This is a genomic window from Kitasatospora sp. NBC_00240 (genome assembly GCF_026342405.1).
GTDB lineage: Bacteria > Actinomycetota > Actinomycetes > Streptomycetales > Streptomycetaceae > Kitasatospora.
Window position 1 is genome coordinate 737,143 of record NZ_JAPEMU010000001.1, and the last position, 22,678, is coordinate 759,820.

Below are 22,678 nucleotides of genomic sequence, written 5' to 3' on the forward strand. Positions count from 1 at the left end.
GCGTCGCCGCGGGACGCGTGGAGATCGTGGCCGAGGTCGAAGCAGGCGGCGGCCGGCCAAGTCGTGGGCGTCCATGCCACCGCGCACGACCACACCGGCCCGGGCAAGCCCCGTACCGCCTGGAACGACGCCCGGGCAGGGCCTGGCGGACGCCCTGGGCGTCGGCGGCCAGGCCCTGCTCGTCACGAGCACACGCCCGCTGCCAGGCTCACGCACCGAGCAAGCACCCGCGGTCACCACTCCGGCTCCACCGCGTCGACCACCGATCCAACAAGATCAACACAAGACGCGAGGGGCAGAACTCAACGGACGAGAAAGGGTCACGGTTCAACGCCGCCGACAGGCAACGGCCCCACAGGCAACGGCCGGCTCACTCCCCCTGGCACTGGGCCTTGGTCCAGGCCATCCGTACGCGAGCCAATAGGGTGGGAGAAAGGCGGGAACACGCACGACACGTCGGGCACCGGGCAGATGCCATGCATGGCACACGCACACAGGATGGACGACCATGGGCGCGCACGAGCGGTGGACTCAGCTGCTGGAGGTACTCGGCGAGGCCGGCCACCTGTCGGTGACGGAGGCGTCCGAGAGGCTCGGCGTCTCCGCGGCGACGGTCCGGCGTGACATGGACGAGCTGGCCCGCCAGCAGATGCTGACCAGGACCCGCGGCGGGGCCGTACTGAGCTCGGTCTCCTACGACCTTCCCCTGCGCTACAAGACCGCACGCCGGGCCAACGAGAAACACCGTATCGCCGAGGCGGCCGCCGCCCTCGTACCGGCCGGTGGGATCGTCGGCCTCAACGGCGGCACCACCACCTCCGAGGTCGCCCGCGCACTGGCAACCCGGGCCGACCTCAACGACAACGGCCCCGGCGGGTCCCTCACCGTCGTCACCAACGCCATCAACATCGCCAACGAACTCGCCGTACGACCGCAGATCAAAGTCGTCGTCACCGGCGGCGTCGCCCGTCCCAACTCCTACGAACTCACAGGCCCGTTGGCAACCCACGTCCTCCAGTCCCTCGCCCTGGACGTGGCCGTCCTCGGCGTCAACGCCGTCGACGCCCACTTCGGCGCCGCCACCCACGACGAAGGCGAGGCCGACGTCAACCGCGCCATCGCCGAACGCGCCGAAAAGATCATCATCGTCGCGGATTCCAGCAAGCTCGGACGACGGGCCTTCGCCCAGGTCTGCCAGATGACCAGCGGATCAGTCCTGGTCACCGATAAGGACGCCGACCACGACCTGGTCCAGCAGTTCGCCAGCCAGGGCATCGAGGTCGTCCAGGTCTGATCAGGGCGCAGCCCGGGCCGGGCGTATGCCCAGTGCTCGGGGCAGGACGCCGAGGTCGCGGGGACGCTGGAGGGCCTGCCGGGCCGAGGCTGCGACGGGGAACACGCGATAGCCGTGTGGCCGGTACGCCCTCGGACCGACGTCGGGACGCTCGCGTCCCGCGGCAGGGGCGGCTCGTCGAGGCTCCTGTGCACTTGACCGCCACACGTTCCTCAAGGGGTGGTTGCCTGCGCGCAGCTTCGGAGGACGGGGTGGCTCTGAACAGCCGTCACACCGAGCTTCCTTTCATCACCGGGGTTGATCACCGACCGTGCGAGTGGGGCACCCCCCTGCGGCTGGGAGGCGGCTGCGGAGGTTGCGTTCGTTCAACAGGAAGCTCCATTGGTGACTCATCATGCTTTATTCAAGCCATCTTGATGCATGACCAAGCAAACTTTGGGCGTTTTAACATGATTTGTTCGATTCAACGGGCGAATCTCTGCAACGAATTGGTAACCGGGCTGGAGGTCGCAGTTCCCAGGGGTCAACACTTACGCCCATCGCAGCGTGGCGCCGCACAACGGCAGCCGGCTCGGACAGCGCACCCACCACGCTCTCCGCCCCCAGCGCGGAACCAGCCCGCCTCCGACGAAGTCACCACCCCATCCCCACCCCCGGATCGCGCTCTTCCGTGTGAGGCTCGCACATCCAGGGCGGGGCTCCGCAGGCCGCAACCCACGGACGGTGTCATGTGATTCGGCTGACCGGGCCCCGTGCCCTCCCGTCAGATGTCGGGGTCCGCGTCCGGTTCGTCCCAGCGCCGGATCATCGGCGGCCCACCCTGCACCTGCCCATTCGACGTCGCTCCTGCGCCGCTCCGCTCAGACGGCCGCAAGCTCGAAGTTGCATCATCGAGCGGCCAAAGGTGCACGTCAGACCACTTCTTGAGAGAGGCTCCCCCACAGTGATCCCTCCCGCACACCGCCCGCGCAAGGCAGCGACCCTGCTGCTGAGCGTCACCCTCATCATGACCGGCGCGGTCCTGAACGCCGCCCCGGTGTTCGCGAACGACGGCGTCTCGCAGTCCGTCGCCAACTACTCGACCGCAGCCACCCCGCAGGGCCCGATCGCCGCCCTGCCGCCCATGGGCTTCAACAACTGGGCCCGTACCGAGTGCCGGCCCCAGGCCCCGCTCGACGGCTCCGCACAGCTCAACTACTCGTTCCAGCAGTACATGAAGGACAACGCCAAGGGCCTGTCCGACGCCGGGCTGATCGCCAACGGCTACAAGACCATCACCGTCGACGACTGCTGGATGTACCGCAACAGCTCCGGCTACCTGCACGGCGGCCTGAACTGGGGCGGCAAGACCGACGTCCGCGACACCACCAAGCAGCCGGGCTTCGACTACGAGCTGACCGCGTACGGGGACTACCTGCACAGCCTGGGGGCCAAGTTCGGCATCTACGAGACCTCCGGCACCCACACCTGTACCACCATCACACCGACCGCGCCCAACCTGCCCAACGGCAGCGAGTACCACGAGCAGGCCGACGCCAACTCCTTCGTCTTCTGGGGCGTCGACGCGCTCAAGTACGACAACTGCGGCAACGAGGAGGGCCACTACGTCACCGCCCCGAGGATGGCGGGCGCCCTCAAGACCGCGGTCACCAACAAGAACAACAGCGGCACCGCCAGGCCGAACGTCATGTTCAACATCTCCGCCCCGGCCGGGTACGGCAACAGTTCGACCAAGTCCGCCCTCATGAACATGGTCCGTTCGAACGGCCAGCTCTGGCGCGTCGGGCCGGACATCTTCAACGACCGGGACAACGGCGCCACCGACCCGTGGAACCAGCCGCTCGGCGTGCAGTCCTCGTACAACTTCGGCGCCTACCAGAGCTTCGACGCCGTTCAGGAGCTCGCCCGCTACCAGGGGCCGGGCAACTGGAACGACGCCGACCTGCTGCTGATCGGCGACAACGGCATGACCACCGCCGAGGAGCGCAGCCAGATGTCGCTGTTCTCCGCGATGGCGGCCCCCCTGGTGATCTCCACCGACGCCCGCAAGTTCTCCCCGTCCTACATCGCCGCCCATCCGGCGGAGGCGGCCCACCTCAACGCCTCGATCGACATCCTCAAGAACCCCGAGGTCATCGCGGTCGACCAGGACACCCTCGGCGCCGGCGGCCAGCGGATTTCCGGCGGCGCAGCCAACACGGACGGCACCCCCGCCGCGAGCAGCGGCATCGACGTCGTGGTCAAGCCGCTCGCCGACGGCGGCAAGGCCGTGGTCGTCCTCAACAAGGGCGCCGCGTCCGCCAACTACACCCTCGACCTGAACGCCATCGGCTTCAACACCACCGGCGGCAGCTACACCGTCCGCGACCTGTGGGCACACACCACCAGCACGTCGGCCGGAACGGTGGCGCTCACCGTCGCCTCGCACGACAGCGCCATGCTGAAGATCACCCCGCCCACCGGCAGCACCTCCACCCCGCGCGGCCAGATCACCGCCTCCCGCAACAGCTGGGGCAAGGCCGCGCTCTGCCTTGAGAACTACCAGTCCCGCACCACCAACACCGCCATCGACCTCGCCTCCTGCGGCGGTGCCTCCAACCAGCAGTGGCAGATGAACAGCGACGGCTCCGTCAAGCTGCTCCAGACCGGGGCCTCCAACCTCTGCCTGACCGCGCAGGCCACCACGACCACCGGGGTGGTCAACGGCGCATCGGGCCAGTGGGCCGGTGTGGCGACCTGCGGCTCCGCCCCCGGCTACCAGACCTGGACCTACAACCGCGACGGCAACCTGAAGCTCGCCGGCACCACCAAGTGCCTGGACGTCTACGGCACCACAACGACGACCCCGGGCACGCCCGTCGACCTCTGGACCTGCGGCGCCGCACCCGACAACATCCAGGCCAACCAGACCTGGGCCGCCCCCTTCAACACCCCGCCGACCCCCTGACCCGCCGGGCCCGCAACGGGCCCGGCACCCCACCACCGGGCACTCCGGGGCAGCGCGGGACGCCGCCTCGGAGTGCTTCACACGGTCAGCTGAGATCCCGGGGCGGCGCAGGCACGGCGGCTGGGCGGAGGGGTCAGATGTTGAACAGCCCCTGCCGAGCCTGACGCCGACCTCCTTGGCCGGAACTGGCTCCGGCAGCAAAGTCACGATCTTCATGATCGCCTGGTAGTCAGCGGGCAGCGCGCTGGTGTCCATGCCGTCCCCGCGGTGCGGGACCAGCAGCACCCTGCCCGCCCCCGGCGAGGTCGTCACCCGCTCGAACCCCTCCGCCATGGCCGGGTCATCAGCGGTCCCGGCCCGCTGGGCGTCGGCGAACTGCCCGAACGCCACCTCCCCGGCCACCAACCGAGCGACCTCGGCATCGATCCCGGCGAGCTCCTTGCGCAGCCGCTCGGCCGGGCCGGCCAGCACCACCCGCCGCTGCATCACCCACACCAGCACATCCACAACCAACAGGCCCCTTCCCGCGTCCCTCCATGGAGCGTCCGAGGCGGCCCCGGCCCGGCAGAGCGATTCCGGCGAAGCGGCCATGCGGCAGACGATCACCTGCTACCGATCACGCCACCGACCAGCCCGAGCACCCCACCCCCACCCCACACCAGACCTCGTGACCTGCAACTTTGAGGATGAGAATCTCTCAGCGGCCCCGCGCGGGGTGACGCAGTTCGCGGGCTTCACCCGCCCTCTCCCCTGCACCGTCGGACGCCCTTCCGCCCGTCTTGTCGATGGCGCCGCTCCGCGCATCGCCCGGAGGCCCCGTACTCCCGATGGGATCTGCACGATTCGCGCCGGGTGATGCGCCCGGGCGGTGCGGCGGCCTCGCCGAATCCTGATCAGCCATCAGCGCTGGCACCTTCCGGCCGTCGCAGGGCGGGCGGCCGCCGCGTGGGGGAAGGCAGTTCCAGCACCTGGCAGCCGGCCGCGTTGAGCTGCCGGACGATGGAGCGGGCCTCGATGGCGTGCAGGGAGAAGACGAACGGTCCGGGCACCAGCAGCACGCGGCAGAAGCCGGCCGTCACAGTCGGCAGCCGGGCCCGGCAGGAGCGCTCGGCGACGCGGGATCGACGGTCGCCCTGCCGGCGGCGCAGTCGCCTGCCGCGCGCGACCGGCCGCCCGACCTGCTGGACATCATGTGACCGGCGCGATCACCAGGTCGCAGGGCTTCGCAACGGCCCTTCCGCCCGACCGGCGACGAGGATGGCGTCCCGCTGTGTGGTGTAGCCGATCATCGATGAGGTGTGCGCGGGCTCGCTCCCGGGGCGCACACCCACGAGGGCCTCACACCCCCTGAACATAGGTCAGCCACCGTGCAACTCTCCCAAGTGAACGGCCAGTTCAACGAAGGAGACGCACGGTGGCCCTGTCCCAGTCTGACCTACTACGCCTGTTGGAGTCACTACGTTCGGCAGACGGGCTCGAACTCGTCCGCGGGGTGGCCGAGCGGATGCTCCAGGAGCTGATCGAGGCCGAGGCCACCGCGAGGATCGGCGCCCAGTGGAACGAGCACACCGACACCCGCACCGCGTTTCGCAACGGGCACCGCGACAAGACAGTGACCACCGCGGCCGGCGACCTGGATCTGGCGATTCCCAAGCTGCGGGCGGGCAGCTTCTTCCCGGCGCTGCTGGAGCGGCGCCGCCGCATCGACCAGGCACTCTACGCGGTCATCATGGAGGCCTACGTCCACGGCGTGTCCACCCGCTCCGTCGACGACCTGGTCAAGGCCCTGGGCGCTGACACCGGCATCTCCAAGAGCGAGGTCTCCAGGATCTGCGCCGACCTGGACGGTCAGCTGACCGCCTTCCGCAGCCGACCCCTGGACCACGTCCGCTTCCCCTACGTCTACCTGGACGCGACCTACTGCAAGGCCAGGGTCGAGCACCAGATCGTCTCCCGGGCCGTGGTCGTGGCCACCGGAATCACCGAAGACGGCGGCCGCGAGGTGCTGGGAGTGATGGTCGGCGACAGCGAGACCGAGGCGTTCTGGACGGAGTTCCTCCGCTCCCTGCGTCAACGCGGCCTCGTCGGGGTCCGACTCGTGATCGGCGACCACCACCTGGGGCTGGTCAAGGCCATCCGCAAGGTCATGATCGGCGCCGCCTACCAACGATGCAGGGTCCACTTCCTGCGCAACGTGTTCAGCGCGATCAACAAGGAGGCGGCCGAGATGGTCGCCGCGACGATCCGCACGATCTTCGCCCAGCCCACGGCCGAGGCGGTCCGCACCCAGCTCGACACCGTCGCCGGCATGCTCGGCACGCAGTTCCCGAAGGTCAAGGCGATGCTGCTGGAAGCAAAAGACGACCTGACCGCCTTCGCACCCTTCCCGGAACGACATTGGAAGAAGATCCAGTCCACCAACCCGCTGGAACGGATCAACCGCGAGATCAAACGCCGAACCGACGTCGTCCAGGTCTTCCCGAACGACAACGTGCTCCTGCGACTGGTCACCGCCGTGCTCTTCGAACTCCACGACGAGTGGATCGCCTTCCCCCGCCGCTACCTGCCCGAAGGCAGCATGGACCAGCTCTACCCGGCCAAGCTCCCCGAAAGCGCCCCCGCACTACCCAACACCACCAACACGCCCACCGAATGATCGGCTACACCACCAAGCGGGACACGACCGCGACGAGTATCCGCCTTGCACATTTCTTCGTCAACGAACCACCTGGCAAGCGAACCGGAAAGCCGTTGCAGCGGGCACCGTTGCAGCATCAGGAGAACAGCTCGGACCAGGCTCCGCCGGCGTACGGCTTGATGCCACCGCCGTTGTATCCGACACCGATCCGCGTGTAATCGCAGTTGACGATGTTCCGGTAGTGACCGCCACTCGGTCCTTCCGAGTACCAGCCCTGGAACGTGGCGTCCGGTGAGTTGGAACCGGCCGCCAGGTTTTCACCGACCGACCCGGTGGAACCGAGCCTCTTGGCACGGTCGCCGACCGTTTCGCCGGAAGGAGAGGTGTGGCCGAAATACTGCTTGGCCACCTCTTCGTTCACGTGATCGCGAGCTATCAGTACCAAGGTGCTGTCGGCCTTCAGACGGCTCTTGCAGCCGGCCTTGTCCCGAGCGTCGTTCGTGAGGTCCACGATCCGTTGCTCCAGCGGTGTCAGGAGAGCGGCGTTCGGAGGGGCGGCGGGTTCGCCGCTGCCACTACCGTTGGCGCGCGACGCTGAACCCGAGGACGTCGGCTTCAGGGACGGTGCACCACTCGACATGTTCCCTGCCTCCGCGACTCCCGGGGAAGGAAGGACGGACGGCGCCGAAACCGGCGGAGGCGTGGCCGGCCCGGACGTGGCCGACCGAGCCTCTGCCGGCGTTTGCGTGGACCCGGGGACGCCCTGCCCGTCTGCGGCAGAAGTGCTGACTCTGTCCGAAGCCCTGCTCTCCTGGCCGGTCATGCTTCTGCCCGCAACCACGGTCAGCCCTGCGATCGCGCAGGTGGCAGAGGCTGCCAACACCACGTTGCGAAGGGTCTTGCCACGACGGCGGGAGGGGGACGCGTATGTCACCTTGATGGTCCTGTCCTGATGAACGGTGTGGGAGGTTTCCGCCGCTGTGGCGGAGGAGTCGCGTCCGGTGGGGAAGGACGTCGATACGGAGAGTTCGGAAGGCGTCATTGGCTGTGGTGAGGGCGGGACCGCAGACGGGCCGTACCCCGTGGCGAGGCCCGTCGGAACCACCTGCCTGTCGGCCAGGGCCGCGAGCAACCCGGCTGGAACGCCGACAAGCATGAAGTCGGCCAACAGCCGTTCGGTACGCACGAGGCGGTCCGAAAGACCCCCGCAGGCGGCGCAGCGGCGCAGATGTCGCGCGGCGCGCTTGCGCCACAAGGGGCAGGGCACGTTGTCCCAGGCGGTGATGGTGGCCTGCAGTCCCGCACACCTGGGCCGGGCGTTCAACGCCTCCACCAGGGTGCGCGAGATCTGCAGCTGCGCGTGCATACGCTGGATGCGGACTGCTGCATGTGCGGGTGACAGACCGAGAGCGGCGGCGACGTCGCAGCGGCTCATCTCACCGATGACCTCCAGCCACCACAGTGACAACAGGTCCTGGTTGACGGGGTCGAGCCAGCGGGCGGCCTCGACGGTGCGGCGGCGTTGTTCCGACAGATCCAGCTTCAGGGCCGACAGCTTGGTGAAGCCCGCCCCTGCGCCGCTGGTCCGGACGGCAGCCTCATCGATCATCACTGTGCGTTCGGAGGCCCTGCGCTGCTGCTGCCGGCGGTCGTCGACCTGATGGAGGGCAATGGCCGACAACCAGCCCTTGAAACGCTCCGGGTCGCGAAGCGCCCGTATGTCTCTTATCGCACGAAGCATTGTCTCCTGTACGACATCGTCGATATCGGCCTGCCCGGTGAGACCTCGCTCGACAATTGCGTACGCCATCGGCAGGCAGGAGCCCAACAGGTCCTGCATAGCAGCCCGGTCTCCTCCTTGAGCTGCGACGACCAGGGCAGCCAGCGACTGCTGCCCGTCGTCCGGGTGGCCCATCGACATATCCTCTCCTGCTGTTGTTCCTCGAACGAGTGGGACGTTATCCGGACTTGAAGCTTTGAAACAATGACGAACGGCACCAAGAAATTTGGTTATGGGTAAGGCCCCTTCGGCGCCTGACCGGGGCTCGACTCAGAAGGGAAGCTCCAGCTGCGAACCCGCCCGGCAGCAGGTCGGTCAAGAGCAGGAGGATTGTCATCCGATCGAATACCGGTGAAAAAAGGAACAAGAAAAAGGATATTGCCGCGGATTCGACTCTGCCGAGGACTCCCGCCTCACCACGCTCACGTCGTTGCCGACGCCGCCGCTCCCCTGGTCGCCCCCGGCCGGACAAGCCGAGCAGCCGAGCAGCCGCGTTCGAGCCGGTCAAGAGCTCCCCTGGTCCCCTTCAGCAATCCTTTTCAGCTTCCCGCCGGCCGGAAAGTCCGCACAGCCGCCGGGCCGGTCGCCGCCGGCGATTGACTGGGCGAGGGAGCGGCGGCGGCATTGGAAGTCCGTGCCCGTGCCCCAGGCACCGAGGACGGTACGGGCGAGGCGGCGGGCGGTCCCGGCAGATGCGGAGTGATGGGCAAGCTCCCAGACCGCTGGTGTTCTGCCCGGTGGTGCGTTGCCGGGCGGCTCCGGAGGGGGGACGGCGGTCGTGGAACCCGCCGTGCCGTCGGCGAGGCCGGCCGGCGTTCCGGTGGGGATGGTGACGGTGGCGTCCATGGAAGGGCTCCTCTGTATGTCTTCCACCACGAGCGGGTTGCTACGGGACCGGTCATCCGAAGTCGCGTCTGCGAAAACCATGTCCTCCACCCTCACCCGGCCGGCCGACACACACACCGGGGGTACTACGCGGAAACTACCTATACCTGCCGATGCGGGTATGGGGTCGGCAGCGCCGGGCCGACCCGTACGTGATCCCGGGCACCTGCCCTGCGGCGTCCACCGGCCGGGCCGCCCAGGGCTGTGTCTTGTCACGGTCGGCGGTGTTGCCGCCCAAGGCGACTCGGCCCTGCGGCCGGAGTCGCAGGGCGCCTGACACACCGCCTCGTTCGACGCCGCACGGGCGCGGCAGGCGCTGGAGCTGGTCGGCGGTGATGACCTCGAACATGCGGAGGCGGGGTCAGTCCGGGAATTGACGGCTCAGTTGGTCCGCGGACTCGCCGTTCGCGTCGCGTTGGCCCCACCCTGTTGACTCTGCACGCCGCTGGATGTTTCATGTGCACACCCCTGTTGGACTTTGTTTGTTTCCGTCTCGACAGGTTTCCCTCTGAGGCTGCGTACCCCGGTGCACTCACCCTTCGTACCCGGGCCGCTTCCATCCGCACATTGCTCAACCGATGGGCCCCATGGCCCGCTGCGTGCCTGCCCTCAGTCGTGCATCCCGCACTTCTGCGTCAGCCCCTCGGCAACAGGTCCCTTCGAGTCGGCCGAATCTTCGAGAGGGGCCCGGTCTCCCCGCAGTCCGGTCTCCCAGTCCCTGATCGCCACCGCAGGAACGAAGTGGCCTTCGCCCCGTCAACGCCTATGTGGCATTTCCCTGACCAACCGTCAGTGATTTGTCAGGCGCGCCCCGCTGACCACAGAGCAACCCCACCCCTGCTCACCAGCCCCATCGATCGGACCGAAAATGACCAACCCCCGCTCCACCGTCCGGCGGCGCCTGGCCGCCACCGCCTCCGCCGTCCTCGTGGCCACCAGTGCGCTCGTGGCCACCTCCGCCCTCCAGGTCATGTCCGCCCCGCCCGCGGCCGCGCTCGACAACCACCTCGGGCGTACCCCGCAGATGGGGTGGAACAGCTGGAACAAGTTCCGCTGTGCCGTCACGGCTACCGACATCAAGAATGCCGCGGATGCCATCGTCGCCAAGGGCCTGGACAAGGCCGGCTACAAGTACGTCAACATCGACGACTGCTGGCAGGCCGCGACCCGCGCAGCGGACGGCACCCTGCAGCCCAATCCGACGACGTTCCCCTCTGACCCCGCGTACCCCGGCGTCAACCCGATCAAGCTGCTCGCCGACTACATGCACGGCAAGGGCCTCAAGCTCGGCATCTACGCCACACCGGGCACCAAGACCTGTGCCAACATCTGGGACAACTATCCGGGCGCGAACGGCAGCAAGGACCACGAGGCGCAAGACGCGCAGACCTTCGCCTCCTGGGGCGTCGACTACCTCAAGTACGACTGGTGCCGTGCCGATCAGGACAATGTCGACGCCCAGACGGCGTTCACGAAGATGCGCGACGCCCTGAAGGACGCGACCGCGGCCGTCGTGGCCTCGGGCAAGCCCGAACGGCCGATCTTCTACAGTATCCACCGCGAGCCCCAGCAGCCCGTCGAATCCTGGCGTCCGGCCGTCGCCAACTCCTGGCGCACCACCCCCGACATCAGCGACAACTGGTCCACCATGATCGACAGGGCGCACGCGAATCAGCCCCTCGCCGCCTTCGCCCGGCCCGGCGCATGGAACGACCCCGACATGCTGGAGGTCGGCAACGGCGGCATGAACCCCGCCGAGTACCGCACCCACATGAGCCTGTGGGCCGCGATGGCCGCCCCCCTTCTGATGGGCAACGACCTCACCACCGCCGACAGCACCACCCTCGGCATCCTGGGGAACACCGACGTCATCGCCGTCGACCAGGACTCCCTCGGCCGCCAGGGCACCGTCGTGTCCAACACCAACGGCCTGGTCGTCATGACCAAGCCCCTCGCCGACGGCTCCCGCGCGGTCACCCTCACCAACGAGGGCACCGCCGCGGCGACGATCTCCACCACCGCGCAGGCGGTCGGTCTCGGCGGCGCGACCGGCTACCAGCTCAGGGACCTGTGGTCCAAGGTCGTCACCTCGACCACCGCAGCCATCAGCGCCAGCGTCGCCTCGCACGACACCGTGATGTTCAAGGTCACACCCAACAGCCCGGTGCCGCCCGCCACCGGCCTCAACCAGCTCTCCGAACTCCCCTGGTCGACCTCGGCCGGCGGCTGGGGCCCGGTGGAACGCAACCTCAGCAACGGCGAGCAGGCCGCCGGCGACGGCAGCACCATGGCCATCGGCGGCACCAGCTACACCAAGGGCCTCGGCACCCACGCGAACTCCGACATCACCTACTACCTCGGCAGCGCCTGCGCCTCCCTGACCGCCACCGTCGGCATCGACGACGAGGTCGGCAACAGGGGCAAGGTGACGTTCCAGGTCCTGCGTGACGGCGTCAAGGTCGCCGACAGCGGCCCGGTCACCGGTACCGACGCACCCAAGCCACTGCAGGCCGACCTCACCGGCGGCCAGCAGGTCACCCTGCGGGTCACCGACGGCGGCGACGGCACCTCCTACGACCACGCCGACTGGGCCGACGCCAAGATCTCCTGCGGTCACGGCCCGGCCGCCGGCGCCAACGCCGTCTCCGACCTGACCTGGACCTCCGCGACCAACGGCTACGGCCCGGTCGAGCGTGACACCAGCAACGGCGGATCGGGCGCGGGCGACGGCCAGCCGATGAAGATCGGCAACACCGGCTACACCAAGGGCCTCGGCACCCACGCCAACTCCGACATCACCTACTACCTCGGCGGCACCTGCACCTCCCTGACCACCACCGTCGGCATCGACGACGAGGTCGGAAACAACGGCTCCGTCGTCTTCCAGGTCCTGCGCGACGGCGTCAAGATCGCCGACAGCGGCACCCTCACCGGCACCGACGCACCCAAGGCCCTGCAGGCCGACCTCACCGACGGCCAGGAACTCACCCTGCACGTCACCGACAACGGCAACGGCAACTCCAACGACCACGCCGACTGGGCACAGCCCGTCATCACCTGCCCCTGACCCCAGGTGCGGCAAACGACCGGGGGCGGGGCCGCATCGGCCCCGCCCCTTCGGGTGCTGCCCGACCGCGTGATCACCTCCGTCCCGCCAGGTTCTGGCACCGCACCACCTACGGCTCGCGACAGGGCTGCCGCCTCGCCCACCTGCCGGGCCTGACCATGCGAAAGATCGTCGGCCTCGCGCCGAGCAAGGCCAAGACCGATGCGCGAAACGCGGCGATCATCGCGGACGCCGAGAGCCTGCGCACGGCTGCCGGGTCATCCAGGTCGGCCGGTCCTCCTACCGGTTCGGTGAGGGCTGGAACGCCGGCACCACTCTCCACCACGCACCCGGCCGGCCGACACAGAGCCGACACAGATCGGAAGCATCCCGCGCGCCCCCGGTCGGGGTCAGGAACGGGAATCCGGCCGAGAGGTCTGACGGCCGAGCCTGCTGATCCCGCACCCGCCAGCAAGCCTCGATGGGCGTCCTTGTCGCCTTCCTCACCGCCCTCCGGGCGTTGATCAAGGATCTGCCATGCTGTCACCGGGGTTCCCCGAGGGTCGGGCGGGCATCCGATCGTCGCCTTGTCGTGTGGTGATCAGCCAAAGGGGGGGCGCGGCCGAGGGGATCGTCCGATCCCTGTCTCGGACGGGCGCGTGTTCGGTCCTTCATGGGGGAGTTGGCAGCTCCGATCGGCCGTCAACGATGCAACTTGACGCACCATCACTTTGAGCATTTCTGTTGACTCGCGCTTAGTTTTGCGCAGAATTACACATGCCTCGTCAACGCCGTCAGTCAATCCGGATATCGGCCGGCTCTGGCGCAACCGCGGCGAGGGTCACCGGCGCGCCCCGGCGCCGCACGGCTTCGGCCGGGCGGTGTCACGGGCGACCGTCCGACTTCCCCCCTGCAAGGCAGGACTTGTCATGACCACCACCGTCAGCTGCGGGCGGCCACCGCCGACGCTCTCACCGCAGCCGCATCGCTGATGCTCCCCAAGAGCCCGGCCCACGCCGATCCGACCGCCACCAGCCCCAACAGCGACGCCCCTCGCCGTGACCCCACCCATGGCGTCCAACACCCGTGCCAGGTACGGATATTCGGTCAACCGCCCGTACGCCGGTGACACCGGCCCGAGCGATGCGCCGATCCTCTCCCCCCGGCGGACGCCCTGGTGGGCCGCCGGCCTCGCGGCCCCCGATCGGCCGGCGCCCCGTCAGTACCACCGCCGCCCGGAAGGCGGAGCGCGGGCGGTGGCACCGGCCCTGACGAACAGAGCGTCGATCCGGCATCGGGTCAGGCAGAGCAGCACCCGGACCCACTGCGCCCACCGCCACCGAGGACCACCGCGAGAGCGCGTCCGAGCAGTCAGCGACGACCACCACCCTGACGAGTTCCCCATCACCTGTCCGCGAAGTCAGGGACGACCGGGAGCAACGTCACCGTGTTTCCGGGCAGGACCCGTAGCCATGTCGATCACCCATCTTCTTTTCAGCAAGTGAGGGCACTATGGACCGCCGCCGTTTCCTGACGATCAGCATTCTGAGCTCCGCCGGTGCGCTGGCCGCATCCTCGGGCCTGGCCGCTGCAGCCGGAGGTGCTCAGCACACCTTCGGATTCGCACCGGACGGAAGCGCCTTCCTCCTGGACGGGCGGGCTTTCCAGATCCGCAGCGGGGAGATGCACCCGGCGCGCATCCCCGTCCAGTACTGGCGCCACCGCATCCAGATGGCCAAGGCCATGGGCCTGAACACGATCGCGGTCTACGTCATGTGGAACCACGTCGAGGAGACCCCCGGCGTCTTCGACTTCCAGACCGACCGGCGCAACATCGAGGCGTTCGTCAACCTCTGCCAGCAGGAGGGCATGTGGGTGCTGCTGCGTCCCGGCCCCTACATCTGCGGCGAGTGGGACCTCGGCGGACTGCCGCCCTACCTGCTGAAGAACCCCGGCGTCAAGCTCCGGGTCAGGGCCGCCGACGACCCGCACTACATGGCAGCCGTGACCCGCTACATCAACGCGCTCGCCCCCAGGGTCGCCCCGCTGCTCGTGGCCAACGGCGGCCCCGTCCTGATGGTCCAGGTCGAGAACGAGTACGGCTCCTACGGGTCCGACTCCGTCTATCTGGAGGAGATCCGCCAACTCTGGATCAAGAACGGCGTCAACGGCCCCTTCTACACCCAGGACGGACTCTCCTACGCCCAGACGAAAGGCACCGTGGTCGCCGGCGGCGCGATCGGCCTCAGCGGGGGCGACGCCTCCGACGTGGCGGCGGCCCGCCAGTCCTTCCCCACGGTCCCCGCGATGTCGGGTGAGCTCTACCCCGGCTGGCTCACCCACTGGGGCGAAAGCACGTTCCAGGGGCAGGGCAGCGACATCTCCGGCGCCCTGAAGGGCCTGATGGACAAGGGCCTGTCCTTCAACATCTACATGGTGCACGGCGGCACCAACTTCGGATTCACCGCCGGGGCGAACGCCAGTGACAGCTCCGGCAGTTACACCCCCGACATCACCAGCTACGACTACAACGCGCCGATCACCGAGCAGGGCGCCCCGACGGCTCGGTACACCAAGTACCGGAACCTCATCGCCGGCTACCTCACCACCCCACCGCCCGCGGTACCGGCCGTCCCCGCCACCGTCGCCCGCTCCGACGGCACGGACCTGCTGCCGGCGCCCTACGCGTCGCTGTGGGACAACCTGCCCGCCCCCCTCCCGGCCGACCGGACCGTCAACCCGCAGCCCATGGAGACCTATGACCAGAACAGTGGGTTCGTCCTCTACACCAAGCAGCTCGGCGGCTACAGCGGTGGTCAGCTGTCCATCCGTTGGGTGCACGACTACGCGACCGTCAGCCTCGCCAAGCGCTACGTGGGCGGTCTCTACCGGTCATCGTTGCCCTCCGCGGTCGCCACCGCTCTCAACGTGGCCGTGAACAACGCCACACTCGCTCTCCCCACCGGCAGTACGACCGGCTCCAACCCCCAACTGGACATCCTTGTCGAAGGTTTGGGTCGCACCAACTTCGGCCACGCTCTCGTCGACCGCAAGGGCATCCTCGAATCCGTGGCCCTGCAGAACGCCGGCAGCCTGACCGGGACCCTGACCGGATGGCAGACCACCCTCCTGCCCATGACCGACGCGTTCGTCGCCAACCTCACGCCCCGGGTGACCGACCCCCAGCGCCCCGGCATCTTCTTCCGCGCCACCGTGAATCTCACCCAGGTCGGCGACACCTACCTCGACATGTCCGGCTGGACCAAGGGCGTGGTCTGGGTCAACGGCCGTAACCTGGGTCGCTATTGGCAGATCGGCCCGCAGCAGCGGATCTACTGCCCGGCCCCCTGGCTGGTACAGGGCGCGAACCAGATCGTCATCTTCGACCTCCACCAGGTCCAGCCCGCGCGGATCTCCCTCCACTCCGTCCTCAGCAGCCCCGTCCTCGCACGCACGGCCTGGAGACTCGTGTACGCGGACAGCCAGGAGCTCGCCAGGGAGAACGGCGCGGCGGTCAACGCCTTCGACGGCAGCAACAGCACGATCTGGCACAGCAAGTGGTCCAGTGGCAGTGACCCGCTGCCCCACGAAATCCAGATCGACCTCGGAGCCCGTTACACCGTCGACGGCCTGGGCTACCTGCCGCGCCAGGACGGCAGTCCCAACGGCCGCATCGGGTCGTACGAAGTCCATGTCTCGGACTCCACCAGCGCCTGGGGCAGCCCCGTTGCCACCGGAGCCTTCACCGACAGTGCCGAACGCAAGACGGTGAACATCAAGGCGGTCAGCGGCCGCTACGTACGCCTGCGGGCTCTCACCGAGGCAGGCAACCGCGGCCCCTGGACCAGCGCGGCGGACATCTCGGTCACCGGCGTACCCGCGCCCTGACCGGCCCGCCAAGTCACGGTGGTCCGCCTGACCGACGCCGCTCGAACGCGGGCGGACCACACCAACGAGGTATGGCGTCCCTCCTCCTGCGCCGCCCCGGAGCAGCTGCCGGTGCCGGGGCGGGTCGTGATCTGGTCCTGGACGTTGATCAGCCGGGCTCGGAGGGCAGGGCCGCCACGAAGGCCAGATCAGCCCCGCTCTCGACCCGGCTGACATCCTGGCCTGCGGATATGACGTCCCCGACGCCGGCGCTGTCCCGGAACCAAACCCACTGCGTATACGCGCACCAGCCGGTGAGCCGCCACGGGAGCAGCAGCCCCGAGAGCGCGACAAGGACCACCCCACCGGCCCGGCGGGGCCCTGGCTCCGCCCCGCTGCTCTTCATGCCGCGCGGTCCGGCAACCCCCCGAACAAGCGCTTTCCCCCGCCGACGCCCGTTCGGGCCCTACCGGCCCACACCCTCCGGGCGACACGACACCCACCAAGGAGAAGACCATGGAGCACCAGCCGGACCCCCGTCCCCAGGACATGGGCCGCCGTGGCGCGTTGAGGCTGCTGGGCGCCGGAGCGGCGGCGGTCGCCGCCGGCCCCGTCCTCGGCAACCTGCTATGGCCCGCCAATGCCCACGCGGCCGACCGCGGGGCAGCGGGTCTGCCCGGCTACCACCTGGACACGGCGGCGACCGAGCTCCGACCGGATACGGCCCTCCCCGGCTTCGGCGGCGTCGGCGGGGGCGTCACCTACGGCGTCACGTACAACGGGTGGACCAGGAACGGACAGGCCTGGTACCCGCTCAGCGGGGAGTTCCACTACGTGCGCTACGCGGCCGACCGCTGGGAGCGGGAGCTGGGCAAGATGCGCGCGGCAGGCCTCGACACCGTGGCCACATACGCGTTCTGGAACCATCACGAGAATCCGGAGGGAACCTGGGACTGGACGGGCCGCCGGGACATTCGCGCGTTCGTGGCCGCGGCCCGGCGACAGGGCCTGCTGGTCTGGCTGCGCGTCGGCCCCTACATCAACTCGGAGACCGACAACGGAGGCATCCCGTCCTTCGCCCTGAGCAACGAACGCACGGACGACCCGGGGTACCTGGCCAAAGTCGGCTCGTACTTCTCACAACTCGCCGACCAACTCCGAGGACAGTTCGTCAAGGACGGCGGCCCGATCGTCGGAATCCAACTGGAGAACGAATTCGCCTCCGGCAGCGCGCCCCACATCACCACGCTGCGCCGGATGTGCGAGGAGCGCGGCATGGTGGTGCCGTACTACACGGTCACCGCCAACTCCAGGTTCGAGAAGAACATCGCGATTCCGCTGCAGGGCAGTTACATCTACCGCGGGTGGGAGACCAGCGGCGGAACCTCCGCCGTGAGCGGTTTCATCTACGGCAGTGACGAGTGGACCGCCAACACCGACATCGGCGGGTCGTTCTACCAGACCCTCGACTACCCGCGCGGATTCTGCGAACTGGGCACCGGAAGCCCGATGCACGGAAACGATCGCTTCCTCGTGGAACCCAGGTACACGGTGGCGAACACGTACGACTGTGTCGGCCGGGGGTCGAACAACCTCGGCTACTACATGTTCCACGGAGGAACCCAGGTACCCGGCATGAGTACGAGCTGGCCGCTCACGTACGACTTCCAGGCCCCACTGGGCGAGTTCGGCCAGACCAGGCAGACCTACCGGTACTACCGGCGACTGCACACCTTCACCGCCACCTACGCCGACGAACTGGTCAGGGCCCGGGTCAGCCGCGACCCCCAGCAGATCATGAACCCGACCCAGACCGGCCGACTGCGGTACATCGGACGCTTCGACGGCGCCGGCCGCGGATTCGTGTTCGTCAACAACACCCAGCGCGGCGTCACCCTGCCCGCCCGCAACGACATGCAGATCAACGTGCACACGGCCGGCGCGACCATCACGCTGCCACAGCAGCCCCTGACCATGCCGGTGGACCGCAGCAACGTGTTCCCCCTCATGACGAACCTGAACGGCGTCGACCTGCGCTGGGCCACCGTCGAACCGCTGGCGAAGATCGCCGGCGACGACATCCCCACCTTCGTCTACTGGGCACCGGACTGGACCGACCGGGCGCTCGCCTTCGACCCGTCCGTCGTCCTCACGGGCGAATCGGGAACCTTCACCCAGGCCGTGACCGGTGCCGAACGCATCGCGAACGTCCCGGCCGGGCAGCGCACCTCCCTGCTGGTGCGCAAGTCCGCCACCCAGAACGCCTCCGCGAGGATCATCGTCCTGACCGAGGCCGAGTCACTCAACGCCGCTGTCGCCCCGCTGAACGGACGCGACCGGCTGATCATCACGGAAGGGGCCCAGCTGTCGGCCCTGGCGCCGACCGTCCGGTTCGCCGGCCGGGCGGGGAACACCATCACCACGGACGTCTTCCCGGCGGGCTCTCTCACACCGGCGGCCGGTTGGAGCCGGACCCAGGCGGCAAGCACCCCCTTCGCGCGCTACACCTTCCAGCTCGCCGCCGCCCCCGCCGCCCCGCAGGTCACGTCGGCCACCGGGAACCGCTGGCGCATCACCAGCACCCCCACCGATCTCGCCGACCTGGCCGAAGCACATCTGGTCCTGGACTACCGGGGCGGCGACGCCAAGCTGATCGGCGCCGGCACCACGATCACGAACGACCTCTACCACGGCGAGGCGTGGACCATCGACCTGAAGAGCCTCACCGACGCCGCCCGCGCCGACCTCCTGGTCGAAGTGTCCGCCTGGAACACCGCCATCCACGGCGTCCCCCGTCCCGCCGACCCCACACCGGCCCTGACCGGGTGGACGTGGAACCCGATGCGCGAGGCGGCCTGGAACGGCCCGGTGGTAACGGTGCCGACGGGGTACCACGCCGTGACCGTCACCGGGACCGGCGACGTCATCGACGTCAGCGGGAGCAGCACCGCAAACGTCGCCACGATCATCCGCTACCCGAACCACAACGGCGCGAACCAGCGCTTCGAGTTCAGGCCGCTCGGGGACGGCTACGTGCGCATCGTCAACCAGAACAGCGGCAAGGACCTGGTCGTGCTGAACGCGTCCCAGGCCGCCGGAGCGAAGATCATCCAGTACGCCTACGTGCTCGGCCCCACCACCAACGACGAATGGCGCCTGGAGGACGCCGGGAACGGCAACGTCCGCATCGCCAACCGCTACAGCAACCTCTACCTCACCGCGGGTACCGCCCAGGGCGCCCAGTTCGAACAGCGCCCCTACGACGCCGGCAGCCCCCAGACGTTCACCGTCACCTGACATCCGATCGATGTACACGCGGCCGGTCGCCAAGTCCGGGCAGGCGCAGCGCTCCGGGCACGGCCTCCACCGGTGGCGGCCGGCCGGTCCGGGCGGCACAGGGTGACGGGCCGAGGGGCTGGGGCTGAGTACGGCCGGGGTCGCCCGCCCCCGGCCGGCAGCACCGGAGCGGGCCTGCCAAGCGGGGCAGGGCCACGTGCCGGGCGGGCGGGCGGGGAGTGGACACGGCGTTGCCGCCCGGCGCGGGCGCGCCGGGCGGCAAGGTCAGAGGTGTGTGCCGTCAGAGGGTGACGGTGGAGATGGAGGCGGCCCAGCCGTTGGGGTTGCCGAACTTGACGGTGTTGTTTCCGGCTTGGAGGGTGACGGTGACGGTCTTGTTCTGCAGGACGGTCCAGCTGCCGTTGGTGGGGAAGCTGACGGGGGTCGCGGTGCCGCCGTTGACGGTGATGTTGCCGGTGCGGGCGGTGGGGTCGCCGTTGATGTAGGCGATCTGCAGCTGGTAGGTGCCGGCGGTCTCGGCGGTGACGTTGAGCGTCAGGGTGCCGGTGTTGGTGGTGCCGCCGATGAAGCCGACCAGCTTGCCGTCGAGGCAGGTCGAGCAGGCGGCCACCTGGGCGCCGCCGCCGAGGGTGCCGGCGGTGTCGGCGTAGTACAGCCGGCCGGTGGGGACGGTGGGGACGGAGAGGCTGGCGATGGAGGCGGCCCAGCCGTTGGGGTTGCTGAACCTGACGGTGTTGGTGCCGGCCTTCAGGCCGACGGTGACCAGCTTCGACCCGACCGTGGTCCAGTTGCCGTTGGTGGGGAAGCCGACGGGGGTCGCGGTGCCGCCGTTCACGGTGATGTTGCCGGTGCGGGCACCGGCGTCGCCGTTGATGTAGTCGATCTGCAGCTGGTAGGTACCGGAGGTGGCGACCTTGACGTTGGCGAACGTCAGGGTGCCGCTGTTGGTGGTGCCGCCGATGAAGCCGACGAGCTTGCCGTCGGGGCAGGTGCCGCAGGAGGAGACCTGCGCCTGGCCGCCGAGGGTGCCGGCGCGGTCGGCCTGATAGGTGGTGGCGCCGACCGGTGCCGCCCAGACCTGGGCCGCCTTCAGCGCGTCCGGCGCCGCCGCGCAGGCGGTGAGGTCGACCGGAGTGCCGGAGGTGCCGGTGGCTGCGCCGTAGACGTCTGCGCACCGGCCCGCGTTGGCGGTGGATCCGGCCAGAACCAGGTTGCCGTCGCGGCCGTAGGTCCAGTTCTGGTAGCCGGCGTCCGCCGCCGCACCGCAGGTGTCGACCCGCAACCACATGCCGGACTGGCCGTTGACAGCACTGGTCGTGGTGGCGGACGGGGCGGTCAGGCACTGGGCGGTTCCGCCTGCGCCGGGCTCGACCAGGCGGACGGTACCGTCGGCCTTCATCTGCCACTGCTGCTTTGTCGCACCGGTGCAGGTGGCGATGTCCACCTCAGTGGTGGATCCGTACCGCTCCTGGCACAGCGGGGCGCTGCTGATGCCACGGGGGCTGGAGGAAATCTGGCCCGTGGGGGTGTGGGCGGCGCAGCTGCTGTTCGGGGTGATCTTCAGCATGGCGTTGTCGTGGCCGGCGATGTTCGTCAGTGCCACCGATCCGGTGGAGGCGGTGGAGGTGTTGCTGCTCCAGCCCTGGTTGCCCCACAGGTCCTTGACGGTGTAGGTGCAGCCGCTGGTGGCCGTGTCCAGGCCGAGCGCGGACAGGCTCAGGCTGTAGCCGGCCTGGGTGGCGGAGCCCTTGTTCAGCACGACGGCGGCCAGGCTGCCGTCGGACAGCGGCTTGGCGACGAGCTCGGTGCCGCTGCTGGAGTTGGCCGGTCCGTCGCTCATCCGCACGGCGCCGGCGCCCAGGGCGTCCTGGTCGACGGCGATGACGTCGGAGTTGTTCAGGGCGCTCAGGGCTGCCGCGGACAGGTTGGTGACGTCGGTGCTCAGGATCAGCGGCGACGACGTCACCGAGTACAGCGCGATCTGGCTGCGGGTCTCGGCGTCGGTCAGCTGATCGGGGATCAGGAAGTCCGGGTCGTTCCAGTTTCCGGGGCCGGAGTAGCGGGCCAGTTCGGTGTTGTAGCCGTACTGGGTCAGCACGCCGGCCTGGTTGCCGGTCTTGGTCCAGGCGCTTCCGCCGGCGTGGGCCATCTTCACGTCGTAGCCGCTGCGCCAGAGCTGGCTGGCGCTGGAGGAGGCATCGACGATCGAGTACCAGTTGCCCAGGTCGCTCGGACCGATGGAGAAGTAGGCGGGGGCCGAGTTGGAGAAGACCATGTCGCGGTGGCTGGCGTTGTTCTTCAGCGCGGCGGCGAAGGCAGCGTAGTCCTTGGCGTAGCCGGCGAGGTTGTTGTCGGCCGAGGGCATGTTGCAGCCGTCCAGCTTGACGTAGTCCACACCCCAGGAGGCGAACAGGTCGGCGTCCTGCTGGAACTGGCCGTAGTCGCCGGGGAAGCCACCGCACGTCCAGTTGCCGATGTCCTCGTAGATGCCGAACTTGAGGCCCTTGTCGTGGAGCTGCTGGCCGATGTAGGCCATGCCGTTCGGGAACTTTGCGGAGTCGACCACCAGGTTGCCGTCCGCGCCGCGGGAGTGGGTCATCCAGCAGTCGTCGATGGTGACCGTCTGGTAGCCCTTGGCTGCCAGACCTGAACTGACCAGGGATGCCGCCTGGTTCAGGATGAGGGTCTCGGACGGTCCGACGTCGCCGGCGTTCGGGTTGTTGGTCGAACAGCCGGTGCTGGCCCAGTTGTTGTAGCCCATAGGGGGGGTGACGGCCAGCGCGCTGCCCGAGGCACTGGTCGCGGTGGTCGAGGCCTGTGCGGCCGGCGGGGCCAGCACCAGGCCGGCCAGCACGATTGCGCACGTGGCGGCCGGCCAGAATCGGAGAGAACGTTTCATTCCATGGTCCTTCAGTAGGCGGACG

10 protein-coding genes and 1 pseudogene are annotated in these 22,678 nt (G+C 68.9%); 7 read left to right on the plus strand and 4 right to left on the minus strand.

Annotated features, from left to right (window positions below):
- The first annotated feature begins 508 nt into the window (after positions 1–508).
- The gene (locus tag OG689_RS03190; protein WP_266317273.1) at positions 509–1,294 is read left to right on the plus strand and encodes a DeoR/GlpR family DNA-binding transcription regulator; all 786 of its coding nucleotides are present in this window, start codon (positions 509–511) and stop codon (positions 1,292–1,294) included.
- Between the two features lie 943 nt (positions 1,295–2,237).
- Positions 2,238–4,241, plus strand: coding sequence for a ricin-type beta-trefoil lectin domain protein (locus tag OG689_RS03195; protein ID WP_266317277.1), 2,004 nt, complete (start codon positions 2,238–2,240; stop codon positions 4,239–4,241).
- An 893-nt stretch (positions 4,242–5,134) separates the two neighbouring features.
- Here OG689_RS03195 and OG689_RS03200 read toward each other — a convergent pair.
- Complete coding sequence (locus OG689_RS03200) at positions 5,135–5,320, minus strand: hypothetical protein (RefSeq protein ID WP_266317281.1); 186 nt, start codon at positions 5,318–5,320, stop codon at positions 5,135–5,137.
- Positions 5,321–5,655: 335 nt separating this feature from the next.
- Here OG689_RS03200 and OG689_RS03205 point away from each other — a divergent pair, with 335 nt between their 5' ends.
- A complete protein-coding gene (locus OG689_RS03205) occupies positions 5,656–6,897 on the plus strand; it encodes an IS256 family transposase (protein ID WP_266317287.1) in 1,242 nt (413 codons plus the stop codon).
- Positions 6,898–7,015: 118 nt separating this feature from the next.
- Here the strand turns inward: OG689_RS03205 and OG689_RS03210 are convergent, their stop codons facing one another.
- The gene (locus OG689_RS03210) at positions 7,016–8,800 is read right to left on the minus strand and encodes a sigma-70 family RNA polymerase sigma factor (protein WP_266317291.1); all 1,785 of its coding nucleotides are present in this window, start codon (positions 8,798–8,800) and stop codon (positions 7,016–7,018) included.
- A 1,612-nt stretch (positions 8,801–10,412) separates the two neighbouring features.
- Between OG689_RS03210 and OG689_RS03215 the strand changes: the two genes are divergently transcribed.
- The 3 genes and pseudogenes from OG689_RS03215 (at position 10,413) to OG689_RS03225 (ending at position 16,478) form a co-directional block, all read left to right on the plus strand.
- On the plus strand, positions 10,413–12,611 hold the full coding sequence (locus OG689_RS03215; protein WP_266317295.1) for an NPCBM/NEW2 domain-containing protein: 2,199 nt from the start codon (positions 10,413–10,415) through the stop codon (positions 12,609–12,611).
- Between the two features lie 105 nt (positions 12,612–12,716).
- Positions 12,717–12,844 (plus strand): annotated as a pseudogene (locus tag OG689_RS03220) (transposase); the annotation flags it as partial.
- A gap of 1,258 nt (positions 12,845–14,102) precedes the next feature.
- Positions 14,103–16,478, plus strand: coding sequence for a beta-galactosidase (locus OG689_RS03225; RefSeq protein ID WP_266317299.1), 2,376 nt, complete (start codon positions 14,103–14,105; stop codon positions 16,476–16,478).
- Positions 16,479–16,626: 148 nt separating this feature from the next.
- On the opposite strand, the gene OG689_RS03230 is transcribed toward OG689_RS03225, so the two are convergent.
- Positions 16,627–16,863 carry a hypothetical protein gene (locus OG689_RS03230; protein WP_266317305.1) on the minus strand — a complete coding sequence of 79 codons (237 nt, stop codon included), beginning with the start codon at positions 16,861–16,863 and terminating at the stop codon, positions 16,627–16,629.
- Positions 16,864–16,973: 110 nt separating this feature from the next.
- Between OG689_RS03230 and OG689_RS03235 the strand changes: the two genes are divergently transcribed.
- Positions 16,974–19,754, plus strand: coding sequence for a beta-galactosidase (locus tag OG689_RS03235; RefSeq protein ID WP_266317311.1), 2,781 nt, complete (start codon positions 16,974–16,976; stop codon positions 19,752–19,754).
- Positions 19,755–20,034: 280 nt separating this feature from the next.
- Here the strand turns inward: OG689_RS03235 and OG689_RS03240 are convergent, their stop codons facing one another.
- On the minus strand, positions 20,035–22,653 hold the full coding sequence (locus OG689_RS03240) for a CBM35 domain-containing protein (protein WP_266317316.1): 2,619 nt from the start codon (positions 22,651–22,653) through the stop codon (positions 20,035–20,037).
- Positions 22,654–22,678: the final 25 nt, after the last annotated feature.